Here is a 12,505-nt window from a genome sequence, read left to right on the forward strand (position 1 = left end):
GGCCCGAACTCCGAAATGCCGCATAACCCGGCTCGCCGTCTCTATTTCAGCGTGGCGCTTCTAGCGACGCTTGCCGGTCTGCCGGTGGCCCTTGCCGCCGGCTTCGATCTGCCGGCAAGACGCGTCGATCTCTCAGATGCCGATCTGAGACGCGTTGAAACCGTAACGCGCCCGACGAGCGATTTTTCCAAGGCTGAACCCTATGAGGCGATGCAGGCGGGAGCTGCGACCTCGATCAATCCTGTCACACAGGACAGCTTTTCGCGTATTTCGGCCAATATCCCCTTCAAAGAGGAACAGAACTTCAAGCTCGGCAACGCGCTCTTCAAGAAACTGTGGGTTTCCGCCCCTTCTTCGACACAGGCCTCCGATGGCCTCGGTCCGCTCTTCAACGCCCGCTCCTGCATGAGCTGCCATGTCAATGACGGACGCGGCAAGCCTCCCGAAGGCGGCGTCAGCGCGACCTCGATGTTCCTTCGCCTTGCGCGGGCACCGACGACGGCCGAGGAAGAAAGAGCCGTCGCCAATGCCGAGACGGTGAACTTTCCCGACCCTGTCTATGGGCACCAGCTGCAGGACCTTGCCGTTCCCGGCCTTGCCGCCGAAGGCAAGATGGCCATGCGCTACACGGAAAAAGCCGTGACTCTTGCCGGCGGCGAGACGATCTCGCTGCGGGCGCCAAGCTACGAAGTCAAGGACCTTGCCTATGGTCCGCTCGATCCGGCAACGACGATATCACCGCGCGTCGCGCCGCCGATGATCGGCCTCGGCCTCATCGAAGCGATTCCGGCTGCCGACATCCTGGTGCATGCCGATCCCGATGATAAAGATAGCAACGGTATCTCGGGAAGGGCGGCCATCGTTCGGGATCATCGCACCGGCAATATCGCCCTTGGCCGCTTTGGCTGGAAGGCACAGAATGCAACGGTGCGCGACCAGAGCGCCGACGCTTTCTCGGGCGACATCGGCATTTCCACTCCCGACCGGCCGGACGCTCACGGCGATTGCACGAAGGCGGAGACGAAGTGCCAGGAAATGCCGTCCGGTGTGCAGAAACGGCTTGGCAACGAGGAGGCTCCCGGGCCGATCCTCGACCTCGTCACTTTCTACTCCGCCAACCTTGCGGTGCCTGCCCGGCGAAAGGCAAGCTCCCCGGTGACGCTCAGAGGCAAGGAGCTTTTCTACCGCTCCGGCTGTATTTCCTGCCACGTGCCCAAGTTCGTCACGCGCCGGGACACGGCCGAAAAAGCCCAGTCTTTCCAGCTCATCTGGCCCTATTCGGATTTCCTGCTGCACAACATGGGCGAGGGCCTTGCCGATGGCCAACAAGTCGGCGTTGCAAGCGGACGTGAATGGCGCACGCCGCCGCTATGGGGTATAGGACTGACCCAGACTGTCAGCGGACACAGCTTTTTTCTTCACGACGGCCGCGCCAGGAATCTCACCGAGGCGATCCTATGGCATGGCGGAGAAGCCGAAAACGCCCGCGATGCATTCTCCTCTCTGCCGAAAGACGATAGAGAGGCTCTGATCAGATTCCTGGAGTCCCTGTAATGCGCCTTTGGCAACCTCTCCTGCTTTCGCTTTTTCTCGCGACATCGGCGACGGCACAGACCGCAGCGCCGCCCGCAGGGCTTGCCGACGAAGCAGTCCAAAGCGTCATGGCACGCGCCGTCGACGAGGTGATCCGTCCCGGCTACCGCAACATGCAGCAATCCGCGGCACGCCTGACGACGGCGATGAAGGACCTCTGCGACAGCGGGACGCAGCAGACCCTGGATAAAGCCAAATCCGCTTTCGACGATACGGTTCGCTATTGGTCGATCATAGAGATCGTGCAAACCGGCCCGGTGATGCAGGACAATCTTTTCGAGCACGTTCTTTTCTTTCCCGACCGCAAGGGCCTCGGCCTCAAGCAGGTGCAGGCGCTGATTGCCAAGGCCGATCCAAAGGATGCAACGGTTGATGCGATCGCCGGAAAGAGCGTTGCCGTGCAGGGCCTGACGGCGCTTGAATATGTGCTTTACGGAAATGGCTCCGACGAGCTTATCGGGCAAAAGAACGGCTTCCGTTGCCAATATGGCGCGGCTGTCGCGGGCAATATCCAGCGTGAGGCAGGAGAAGTCGTCGCGGCCTGGGAAAAGCCGGATGGCGTGCAGGCAAGCTGGAAGCATCCCGGCCCGCAAAGTGAAGACTTCATGGACAACAAAGAGGCGGTGACGGCGCTGCTCGGCATTCTCGTTCACGGCGCGGAGACTGTCCGTGATCAGCGGCTCGAGCAATTCTACAAGGGCAAGGAGACGACGCCGCGTCCGCGCATGGCCATTTACTGGCGCTCGAAAAACACCTGGAAGTCGATGGCGGCAAACCTCGAGGGCCTTCGTACGCTCTGGCAAAAGGCCGGAATGGCCGAGCTTCTGCCAGCAGACAACAAGCCCGTTGCCGATGCCATCGAGGCGGATTTCAAGACGCTGCTGGACACGGTGCCGAAGCTCAATCCTGACATCGAAGTTGCAACCGGCGAGCCCGAAAAGGCCAAGCTCGATGCGCTTCTCGCGACAAGCCGCGAGCTGATCACGGCTATCAGCGACCAGTATGGCGGCGCGATCGGCCTTTCGGCCGGCTTCTCGTTCTCCGACGGAGACTGAGCATGTGGTGGAGCGGCCAGATCGACCGGCGCGCCTTCGTCAAGGCGGCCGGGCTCGGTTTTCTCGCTGCCTTGCAGCCGCGCGGGCTTCTGGCGCTTGGGCGTGCCGATGCTGTCTACGCTTCGGGCATCCGGACAGCGAAGGGCTCTTTTGCGGTCGCCACCGTGACCGAGCGCGGTGAGATCGTCGACCAGGTCGAGCTTCCCGCGCGCGCCCACGGCATGGCATTCAGCCCCGTCACCGGCAAGACGGTCGCATTCGCCCGCCGCCCCGGCACTTTTGCCATGATCTTCGATCCCCGGAACAAGGCCGAGCCGATCGTCATCACCTCGGTCGAAGGCCGCCACTTCTACGGACACGGCACCTTTTCGCCGGACGGCCGGCTGCTCTATGCCAGCGAAAACGATTTCGATGGCAATCGCGGCATGATCGGTGTCTACGATGCGACGAACCGGTTCAGCCGGATCGGCGAGTTCGAAACTTACGGCATCGGCCCCCACGATATGACGGTCTCCGATGACGGGCGCTGGCTCATCGTCGCCAATGGCGGTATCGAGACCCATCCGGATTTCGGCCGTACGAAGCTCAATCTCGGCAATATGCAGCCCTCGCTGACACTGGTCGATGCTGCGACCGGCACGCTGATCGAAAAGCACGTGCTGCCTAAGCAACTGTCAGCACTTTCAACCCGTCATGTCGATATCGATGCCGACGGTCGTGTCTGGTTCGCATGCCAATATGAAGGTCATCGCAACGACCTGCCGCCGCTTGTCGGCCACTTCGCCAAAGGCGAAGAACTGACTTTCGTCGACATGCCGGAAGAAACGACCCGACGGCTTGGCAACTACATCGGCGCGATCGCGGTCAACCGAAACGATGGCCTTGTCGGCGTGACTTCGCCGAAGGGCGCTTTCGTGACGATCGACGCCCGTTCCGGTAGCGTACTGGCCGAGGAAATCATCTCCGACGCTGCGGGCATCGCGCCAGCGCAGCATGGATTTGCGGTTTCCTCCTACGACGGGAACTTCCTTGCGACACATAGCGACGTTGCCTGGGATCAACACATCGCCATGATTGCGCCCTAACGCGCGTGAGCGAGCCGCTGCATCCTTGTCGAATCCGGCACGGCGTGCCACTTTCGCCATCGCAAGGAGGCAGGTGCATGAGCATTAGGGACAGCGGCGATTTTCGCGAGCGCATCCGTCAAAACTTTGCCCGCCAGCGGGCGATGGAAACGATCGGTGCAGAGCTGACGCGGGTCGAGCACGGCGTGGTCGAAATCGAGCTACCCTTCGACGTGAAGCTCACACAGCAGCATGGTATACTCCACGCCGGCATCATTTCAGCGGCGCTGGACAGTGCGTGCGGCTTTGCGGCCTATAGTGTCATCGACCCCGATGCGTCGATCCTGACCATCGAATTCAAGGTCAATCTGATGTCACCTGGGCGCGGCGAGCGCTTTCTGTTTCGCGGCGAGATAACGAAACCCGGCTCCAACATCATCGTGGCCGACGGTCGCGGTTACGCAATCGGCGATGGCCCGGCAAAACTGATCGCATCCATGACCGGGACGATGATGGTCGTCCGCGGCAGAGAGGGAATTACAGGATGAAATTCGAATTGAAGTCGGTCGCCGGCAAGTCCATCCTCTTCGTCATGGCGGCGGAAGCGGAATACGGTCCCTTCCTGCGCTCCCGCTTCGAACCGCTGATGACCGGCGTCGGCCCCGTCGAGGCTGCTGTCGCGATGACGAAGACGCTTAGCCGGCTCGATGCTAGCGACGACCTGCCGCAGCTTGTCGTCTCGTTGGGCTCGGCAGGTTCCGCGACGCTGGAGCAGACGGAAATTTACCAGGTTTCCTCGGTTTCCTACCGCGATATGGATGCGTCGCCGCTCGGCTTCGAGAAGGGCCGTACGCCGTTCCTCGACCTTCCGGCGGTCCTCGATCTGCCGCTTCGCATTCCCGGCATTCCCGAGGCGAGCCTTTCGACAGGCGCCAATGTTGTCTCAGGCCCCGCTTACAAGAATATTGCCGCCGATATGGTCGACATGGAGACCTTCGCGATTCTGCGCGCCTGCCAAGGCTACAAGCTACCGCTGATCGGGCTTCGGGGGATTTCCGACGGCGTCGAGGAGCTGCAGCATATCTCCGGATGGACGGAATATCTGCATGTTATCGACCGCAAGCTCTCCTATGCCGTCGACGGCCTGTTCACGGCTCTGGAGGACGGTGTCTTCTGGTTCTGAAACCCTTTAAAGCAGGGACAATCGGGACAATAAAATCCCGGCTCGGCGGATTTCGTGCATTGCAAGAACGGGTGCTTTTCATTAAAGGCTCGCCATGACCCAGACAGCACATCCCGACAGTGTTCTCATCGTCGATTTCGGCAGCCAGGTAACCCAGCTGATCGCACGCCGCGTGCGCGAAGCGGGCGTCTATTGCGAGATCGTTCCCTTCCAGTCCGCCGAAGAGGGCTTCAAGCGCCTCCAGCCGAAAGCCGTGATCCTGTCCGGCAGCCCGGCTTCGACGGTGGACGAAGGTTCGCCGCGCGCGCCTGATATCATCTTCGACAGCGGCCTGCCGGTTTTCGGCATCTGCTATGGCCAGCAGACGATGTGCATGCAGCTCGGCGGCAAGGTCGAGAGCGGCCATCACCGCGAATTCGGCCGCGCCTTCCTGGAAGTCGATGAAGACAGCAAGCTGTTCGAAGGGCTCTGGTCAAAGGGTTCGCGCCATCAGGTCTGGATGAGCCACGGTGACCGCGTCACGGCGCTGCCGGCCGGCTTCGAAGTCGTGGCGACATCGCCGAACGCTCCTTACGCTTTCATCGCCGACGAGAAGCGCAAGTATTACGGCGTGCAGTTCCACCCTGAGGTCGTGCACACGCCAGATGGTGCCAAGCTGATCGGCAACTTCATTCACAATATCGCCGGCATCAACGGCGACTGGTCGATGTCGGCCTATCGCCAGAAGGCGGTGGACGAGATCCGCAAGCAGGTCGGCGACAAGCGCGTCATCTGTGCTCTTTCCGGCGGCGTCGACAGCTCGGTTGCCGCGCTGCTGATCCACGAGGCCGTCGGTGACCAGCTGACCTGCATCCTCGTCGACCACGGCCTGATGCGGAAGGACGAGGCGGCGAACGTCGTCGCCATGTTCCGCGAACACTACAATTTGCACCTCCTGCACGTCGATGCGTCCGACAAGTTCATCGGCGAGCTTGAAGGCGTCAGCGATCCAGAAACCAAACGAAAGATTATCGGCCGCCTCTTCATCGAGACCTTCGAGGAAGAGGCCAAGAAGCTCGGCGGCGCCGACTTCCTCGGCCAAGGCACGCTCTATCCTGACGTGATCGAGTCCGTTTCCTTCACCGGCGGCCCGTCGGTCACCATCAAGTCGCACCACAATGTCGGCGGCCTGCCGGAGCGCATGAAGATGCAGCTCGTCGAGCCGCTGCGCGAACTCTTCAAGGACGAAGTGCGCGTGCTCGGCAAGGAACTCGGCCTGCCGGACTCGTTCATCGGCCGCCATCCCTTCCCCGGCCCGGGCCTCGCGATCCGCTGCCCGGGCGGCATCAGCCGCGAAAAGCTCGACATCCTGCGCGAAGCCGACGCCATCTATCTCGACGAAATCCGCAAGGCCGGGCTCTACGATGCCATCTGGCAGGCTTTTGCCGTGCTGCTGCCGGTACAGACCGTCGGCGTCATGGGCGACGGTCGCACCTACGAATTCGTCTGCGCGCTGCGCGCCGTCACCTCGGTCGACGGCATGACGGCCGATTTCTATCACTACGACATGGAATTCCTCGGCCGCGCCGCGACCCGCATCATCAACGAAGTCCGCGGCATCAACCGCGTTGTCTACGACGTGACGTCGAAGCCTCCCGGCACGATCGAGTGGGAGTGAGAGTGTAGCTTCAGGAGCTAATGATCGCCACCTTGAATAGCATGGCGATCATTAGTATCTTACCATCGTCTTACCGCGTGGATACAGATCGATGGCCCAGTCTGAAAAGCTCATCACCACCGTCTCTACCAAGGGACAGGTCATTCTTCCCAAAGCTGTGCGCCAGCGGCGCGAGTGGGAGGCAGGTACTCGTCTAATTGTCGAGGAAACTCCCGAGGGCGTGCTGTTAAGGCAGGCATCGGCCTTCTCTCCCACCCAGCCGGAGGAAGTGTTTGGCATGCTTCCTTTCAGTGGTGAGCCGAAAACCTTGGAAGAAATGGAAGCCGGCGTATTGGCCGAAGCCCGCCGCCGCTATGATCGCGATTGATACCAATCTCATCGTCCGGTACCTCACCGGCGATCATCCGGCGCAGTCTTCGCGCGCTCGCGAGATCGTCGACGGACAAGCCGTCTTCATCACCGTAACGGTGATGCTGGAAGTCGAATGGGTACTGCGCAGCACCTACAACTACGCTCGATCGGATGTCATTCGTGCGCTCCGCGCCTTTTGCGGCCTGCCCACGGTGACGATCGAGGAAGCCAGCATCGTCGCGGCCGCGTTCGGTCTCACCGAACAAGGCATGGATTTTGCCGATGCCCTACACCTTACCAAAGCGGCCCATTGCGAAGAGTTCATTACCTTCGACCGCAAATTCGTAAAGGCGGCCCAAGCCGCCGGCTATGAGACTGTCCGGGAAGCCTGAAGATAACCGGTTGAGACGCATCTGCTTTCATTGGCGCTCCTACGCTTTATTCGTGGGAGTGATGGTCCTCCCACCTAAAATCCCAAGGATTGTTGCGCCGGTTCCGGATGCGAAAGACGGACGCCTTCAAGCTCGAGCATCTTCGCCTTCGAATTCGAGCCGCCTGGTGCCGAAAAGCCGCCGATCTTGCCGCCCGCGGCGAGCACACGGTGGCAGGGAATGATCAGCGCCACCGGATTCTTGGCCATGGCCTGACCGACGTCGCGCGCCGCTTCCGGTCCGCGGCCTAGGTCCTTGGCGAGCGTTCCATAGGTCGTGGTCTTGCCCCAGCCGACACGGCGGGCGGCGGCATAGATTTCCCGGAAGAATTCATCCTGGTTGGACAAATCCACCGTCACATCTGAAAAATCGACGGTCTCGCCGGCGAAGTAGCGTTTCACGGCCTCGATCGTCTCCGCCACCGGCGCCGGCGGATGAGCGCTTGCGGCCGAAGGCAGGCGCTTCAACAACAGGTGCTCGGTGGAATTTGCGGCCTTCGTCGGAAGCTGAAACCGGGTGATGCCGTCCGCGCTCCATGCAATGCCGCAATAGCCACCGGCCGTCTCGAAAATGCAGTAGTGATGCGTTGCCTCGCTCATGACGCAACCTCCATAATTGCCTACCCTGAAGATCGTATGGCGGCATCCAAGGTTCAACCCGATTCTTGCGCTCGCCGTTATTGGCAGCGCCATTTATAACAGTTTTCGGATTATTTGTTCTCTTTTTGTTCTTGTCAAGCCACGACGCCCTTGTTAGGTTTCGTGCCTTCAAGGGAGACGGCAGATGCCGGTTGCCAATGGAACTCCAAAGTCAGAGCGAATTCGGTTTCAAGCCACCATCCAGGGGAGGACGGCCTGATCGCAGCCCGCCGCCCAGAAAGCCGTTCAATGTCTATTTCGCGCTGCGCCCGGATGAGCGCGCTGCCGAACAGGCGCGCCGGACGGCCGGAGAGTTGCGGCGGCGTTTCGGGCTGCGCGAAGAGCCCAGAGCCAAGCGGTTGCTCCATGTCTCGCTGTGTCACCTCGGTCAATGGGACGAGATTCCGCGCAGCATGCTGTTCGACGGGCTGGCTGCCGCCGCGTCCGTTCGGATGCGTCCCTTCAAGCTGGCGTTCCGCCGTGCCGTGAGTTTCCGGCAGGGCAAGCCCGCGCTTGTGCTCCGCGCCGATGAAGGACACCAGGAAGTGCTTTCCCTGCATGCCCAGTTGGCGCTATCGCTGCTCAATCGCGGCGTGGATGTGCATGTGCGGCCCAAGCTCGAACCGCACATGACGTTGCTCTACGACTACCGCCGGGTGCCGGAGACGGTTCTGCCGGAGCCGATCGTCTGGACCGCGAAATCATTCGTGCTCATCAACAGCCTCACGGGTGAAGGCAGACACGAGGAGATCGACGAATGGCCGCTGCTCGGTTAGCCGCCAGCCGCGTAGTCGAGCCAAAAATCTTGCGCCGGTGCAGCGGACTCGCATAAAGCTCGGTTGAGCAGATTTTTGCGGAGTGAAACAGCGTGGATATTTCCGAGATCATCATCCCCGGCGATACGCCGGGCATCGAGTGGCGCGTGCCGGTGTTGCGATTCAAGGGCAGTGAGCCGAAAAGCCCGAAGACCTATATCCAGGCGGCTCTTCATGCGAATGAATTGCCGGGCACGGCACTTCTGCATTTCCTATGCGAGAAGCTGCGCGAAGCGGAAAGTGCCGGTCGTATCGCGGGCGACATTACGATTGTTCCCCAGGCCAATCCGATCGGCGCGGCGCAATCGCACTTCGGGGAATTGCAGGGCCGCTTCGACCTCGGCTCGCGGACCAATTTCAACCGCGATTTCCCGCTGATTTCGCTCGGGGATCGGGATGAGCTGATCGAGGACCTCGACCACTATCCCTCGACCGATCGGCTGAAACGGCAGCTGATGCATATGGCGCTCGGCGCCGACCTCGTGCTCGACCTGCACTGCGACGACGAATCCCTGCAGTATGCCTATATCGACGAGGCGTTCTGGCCCGAGGCGAGCGACCTTGCTTCCGCTCTGGCGATGGACGCCGTACTGCTTTCCGATGGCGAAAGCTCGGCCTTCGAGGAGGCGATCGGGTTTGCCTGGAAATATGAAGTACCGGGGGAGAAGCGGGCGCGCCTTCCCGGCAAGCTCTCCGTCACGGTGGAGCTTCGCGGTAGACGCGATGTCTATCCGGAGATGGCCAGGAGGGATGCAGAGGGTCTTTGGCGGTTCCTCGCTGCCCGTGGCATCGTCAGAGACGCCGGAGTTTCTCTAGGTGCGTTCTCCGGCCCAGCAGTGCCGCTGGATAATATCGAGATGATCCGCTCGCCGGAATCCGGCGCGCTTCTGTTTCACCGCAATATCGGCGAAAGAGTTGCAGAGGGCGACCTGCTGGCAACGATCGTCACGCGGCCTGGCCTGGCGGATGGCGGCATCGAAATTCGAGCGCCGCAAGCCGGCCTCATCGTCACACGTGTTTCCGATCGTCTGGTGCGCCGGCGTGCGGACCTGATGAAGATTGCCTGCGACCAGCCCAGTAAGGGGTTGCGCAAGGCCGGAACGCTCGAGGATTAAGATGACTGCCACCATTTATGGGATCAAGAACTGCGACACGATGAAGAAGGCGCGCGGCTGGCTGGAAGACCATGGCGTCGCCTATGATTTTCACGATTACAAAGCCGTGGGTATCGATCGCTCCCGATTGGAGCAATGGGTCGAAAAAGCCGGATGGGAAACGGTTCTCAACCGCGCCGGAACGACCTTCCGCAAACTGCCGGAGGCCGACCGCGAAAACCTCACAAAGGAAAAAGCAATCGGGCTGATGCTCGAGCAGCCCTCGATGATCAAGCGGCCGGTTCTGGAAACGGACGGCAAGCTGCTGGTCGGCTTCAAGCCCGAAAGCTACGCGGCGGAACTCGAAAAGTAACAATGTCGAAGACGACGCGCGCTACACAGTTTCTCACAAAAGCGGGCGTCAGCTTCACCGTGCATAGCTATGATTATGATCCGAATGCAGAACGCGTCGGCTTGCAGGCCGCCGAAGCGCTCGGCGAAGAGCCGCGTCGGGTGCTGAAAACGTTGATGGCGGAAGTGGATGGCAGGCCCGTCTGCGTCGTGGTCCCCTCCGATCACGAGGTCAGCATGAAGAAGCTTGCGGGCGCCTTCGGCGGCAAGTCTGCAAACATGATGAAGCCTGCCGACGCCGAGAGGCTGACCGGCTATCACGTCGGCGGCATCAGTCCTTTCGGACAGAAAAAGCTGGTTCCAACGGCGATCGAGGAGGCAGCATTAGCCGAGCCCTTGGTCTACATGAATGGCGGTCAGCGGGGATTGCAGGTGCGCCTTGCGCCGCGTGATGCCCTAAAAACCCTGAATGCCAAGGCAGCGCCGCTGATCGCTTAGGCAAATCGAACGCCCAGCTTCATTTCCGCCGCAAAGCGGTCTAAGTCTGGCATCTTGAGAGTTGATTGCAGGAGATAGTCGACCATGACCTTTATGCCCCAGAGCCAGAATTCCGTCGATCCCGTCAAGCTGAAGAAGCTCGCGGAAGTCGCGGTCAAGGTGGGCCTCAATCTTCAGCAAGGTCAGGACTTGGTGATAACCGCGCCGGTTGTCGCCTTGCCTCTAGTCCGGCTGATCACCGAGCAAGCCTATATGGCCGGCGCCGGTCTCGTGACCGCCTTCTATTCCGACGAAGAGACGACGCTTGCCCGTTACCGGTACGGCAGCGATGAAGGGTTCGACCGCGCCTCCGGCTGGCTGTACGAGGGCATGGCGAAAGCCTATCAGAACGGTGCTGCGCGACTGGCAATTGCCGGCGACAACCCGATGCTGCTTTCCGAACAGGATCCGAACAAGGTCGGCCGCGCCAACCGGGCGAATTCCGCCGCGTACAAACCCGCGCTCGAAAAGATTTCGAACTTCGACATCAACTGGAACATCGTTTCCTACCCGAACCCATCCTGGGCAAAGGTCGTGTTTCCCGACGATCCGGAATCCATCGCGGTTGCCAAGCTCGCGAAGGCGATTTTCGCCGCGTCGCGCGTCGATCTCGGTAATCCGATCGCGGCCTGGAACGAGCACAATGCCGACCTTGCCAAGCGCTCATCCTGGCTGAATGACCAGCGCTTCGCCGCCCTGCATTTCAGGGGACCTGGCACGGACTTGACCGTTGGCCTTGCCGATGGCCATGAGTGGCATGGCGGCTCTTCGGTCGCCAAGAACGGCGTCGCCTGCAACCCGAACATTCCGACGGAAGAAGTCTTCACGACGCCGCATGCGCTGCGCGTCGAGGGCCATGTGTCAAGCACCAAGCCGCTGTCGCACCAGGGCACGCTGATTGACAATATCCAGGTCCGCTTTGAAGGCGGCCGAATTGTCGAGGCCAAGGCTTCGCGCGGCGCGGAAGTCTTGAACAATGTGCTGGATACGGATGAAGGCGCGCGCCGTCTTGGTGAAGTGGCGCTCGTGCCGCATTCGTCGCCGATCTCGGCAAGCGGGATTCTGTTCTACAATACGCTTTTCGACGAAAACGCCTCGTGCCATATTGCGCTTGGCCAGTGCTATTCGAAATGCTTCCTCGACGGCGCAAGCCTCAGCCAAGACCAGATCAAGGCGCAGGGGGGCAACTCCAGCCTCATCCATATCGACTGGATGATCGGCTCCGACAAGGTCGATATCGATGGCATCAGGCAGGACGGCTCGCGGGTTCCGGTGATGCGCCAGGGTGAATGGGCCTGACAGGCACCATCGCCCTTTGACTGATCCAGACGCTCGCGAGCACGAGCGCAAAGCCGAGAGCCTGCGCGGGCGTCAAGCCCTGGCCAAGCGCCAGCCAGCCGAGAAGCGTCGCCACAATCGGGCTCAAGAACCCGAGCGACGCGGCCGCCGACGGCTCGATCCGCGATAATCCTCGAAACCACAAGGCATAGGTGACGGCCGCGCCGATCAATCCCAGATATGCCATGCCGAGCACATTTGCCGTGGTCGGCATCGGAAGCGCCGGTTCGAAAAGCAAGGCGACCGGCAGCAGCAGAAGACCACCTGCCGTCAATTGCCATGACGTGAAGGTGAGGTTCGAAACCGGCGGCGCCCAACGGCGTGTCAGCACCGTTCCGAACGCCATGGAGACTGCGCCTGCAAGGCCTGCGGCAACACCGATCGGATCGAGCGAAGCC

Annotated in this window: 15 protein-coding genes; 13 read left to right on the forward strand and 2 right to left on the reverse strand. The window is 61.0% G+C overall.

Annotated features, from left to right (window positions below):
- The first annotated feature begins 15 nt into the window (after nt 1–15).
- The 8 genes from ACPYOJ_RS14580 (at nt 16) to ACPYOJ_RS14615 (ending at nt 7,295) form a co-directional block, all read left to right on the forward strand.
- Nucleotides 16–1,554, forward strand: a complete 1,539-nt coding sequence (locus ACPYOJ_RS14580) for a di-heme oxidoreductase family protein (RefSeq protein ID WP_481416883.1) — start codon at nt 16–18, stop codon at nt 1,552–1,554.
- Entirely contained in the window at nt 1,554–2,648 is a 1,095-nt protein-coding gene (locus ACPYOJ_RS14585) for an imelysin family protein (RefSeq protein ID WP_481416884.1), read from the forward strand. Before ACPYOJ_RS14580 ends, ACPYOJ_RS14585 begins: the two co-directional genes overlap by 1 nt.
- Nucleotides 2,649–2,650: 2 nt before the next feature.
- Nucleotides 2,651–3,733 (forward strand): DUF1513 domain-containing protein, encoded by a 1,083-nt coding sequence (locus tag ACPYOJ_RS14590; protein ID WP_481416885.1) that lies wholly within the window; start codon nt 2,651–2,653, stop codon nt 3,731–3,733.
- A gap of 77 nt (nt 3,734–3,810) precedes the next feature.
- Nucleotides 3,811–4,260 carry a PaaI family thioesterase gene (locus tag ACPYOJ_RS14595; RefSeq protein WP_168827997.1) on the forward strand — a complete coding sequence of 150 codons (450 nt, stop codon included), beginning with the start codon at nt 3,811–3,813 and terminating at the stop codon, nt 4,258–4,260.
- A complete protein-coding gene (locus ACPYOJ_RS14600; protein WP_481416886.1) occupies nt 4,257–4,895 on the forward strand; it encodes a 5'-methylthioadenosine/S-adenosylhomocysteine nucleosidase in 639 nt (212 codons plus the stop codon). The genes ACPYOJ_RS14595 and ACPYOJ_RS14600 overlap by 4 nt, the downstream gene beginning before the upstream one ends.
- 94 nt (nt 4,896–4,989) lie before the next feature.
- Nucleotides 4,990–6,552: a glutamine-hydrolyzing GMP synthase gene (guaA, locus tag ACPYOJ_RS14605; protein ID WP_481416887.1), complete on the forward strand. Its 1,563-nt coding sequence runs from the start codon at nt 4,990–4,992 to the stop codon at nt 6,550–6,552.
- A gap of 91 nt (nt 6,553–6,643) precedes the next feature.
- The gene (locus tag ACPYOJ_RS14610) at nt 6,644–6,919 is read left to right on the forward strand and encodes an AbrB/MazE/SpoVT family DNA-binding domain-containing protein (RefSeq protein ID WP_481416888.1); all 276 of its coding nucleotides are present in this window, start codon (nt 6,644–6,646) and stop codon (nt 6,917–6,919) included.
- Nucleotides 6,906–7,295 carry a type II toxin-antitoxin system VapC family toxin gene (locus ACPYOJ_RS14615; protein ID WP_481416889.1) on the forward strand — a complete coding sequence of 130 codons (390 nt, stop codon included), beginning with the start codon at nt 6,906–6,908 and terminating at the stop codon, nt 7,293–7,295. Before ACPYOJ_RS14610 ends, ACPYOJ_RS14615 begins: the two co-directional genes overlap by 14 nt.
- Before the next feature lie 74 nt (nt 7,296–7,369).
- Here the strand turns inward: ACPYOJ_RS14615 and ACPYOJ_RS14620 are convergent, their stop codons facing one another.
- Nucleotides 7,370–7,933: a methylated-DNA--[protein]-cysteine S-methyltransferase gene (locus ACPYOJ_RS14620; RefSeq protein WP_481416890.1), complete on the reverse strand. Its 564-nt coding sequence runs from the start codon at nt 7,931–7,933 to the stop codon at nt 7,370–7,372.
- 197 nt (nt 7,934–8,130) lie between these two features.
- On the opposite strand from ACPYOJ_RS14620, the gene ACPYOJ_RS14625 reads away from it, so the two are divergent.
- The 5 genes from ACPYOJ_RS14625 (at nt 8,131) to ACPYOJ_RS14645 (ending at nt 12,068) form a co-directional block, all read left to right on the forward strand.
- Nucleotides 8,131–8,748 carry a 2'-5' RNA ligase family protein gene (locus tag ACPYOJ_RS14625; RefSeq protein WP_481416891.1) on the forward strand — a complete coding sequence of 206 codons (618 nt, stop codon included), beginning with the start codon at nt 8,131–8,133 and terminating at the stop codon, nt 8,746–8,748.
- A gap of 92 nt (nt 8,749–8,840) precedes the next feature.
- Nucleotides 8,841–9,902, forward strand: coding sequence for a succinylglutamate desuccinylase/aspartoacylase family protein (locus ACPYOJ_RS14630; RefSeq protein ID WP_481416892.1), 1,062 nt, complete (start codon nt 8,841–8,843; stop codon nt 9,900–9,902).
- A 1-nt stretch (nt 9,903) separates the two neighbouring features.
- Nucleotides 9,904–10,254 carry an ArsC family reductase gene (locus ACPYOJ_RS14635; RefSeq protein WP_481416893.1) on the forward strand — a complete coding sequence of 117 codons (351 nt, stop codon included), beginning with the start codon at nt 9,904–9,906 and terminating at the stop codon, nt 10,252–10,254.
- 2 nt (nt 10,255–10,256) lie between these two features.
- Nucleotides 10,257–10,730, forward strand: coding sequence for a Cys-tRNA(Pro) deacylase (gene ybaK / locus ACPYOJ_RS14640; RefSeq protein WP_481416894.1), 474 nt, complete (start codon nt 10,257–10,259; stop codon nt 10,728–10,730).
- A gap of 84 nt (nt 10,731–10,814) precedes the next feature.
- A complete protein-coding gene (locus ACPYOJ_RS14645; protein WP_481416895.1) occupies nt 10,815–12,068 on the forward strand; it encodes an aminopeptidase in 1,254 nt (417 codons plus the stop codon).
- Here the strand turns inward: ACPYOJ_RS14645 and ACPYOJ_RS14650 are convergent.
- The coding region (locus ACPYOJ_RS14650; protein WP_481416896.1) for a DMT family transporter at nt 12,016–12,505 on the reverse strand (490 nt) is incomplete at its 5' end. The two genes, ACPYOJ_RS14645 and ACPYOJ_RS14650, sit on opposite strands and share 53 nt — an antisense overlap.

The sequence above is a fragment of the Rhizobium sp. SVR5-9E genome (genome assembly GCF_056755095.1).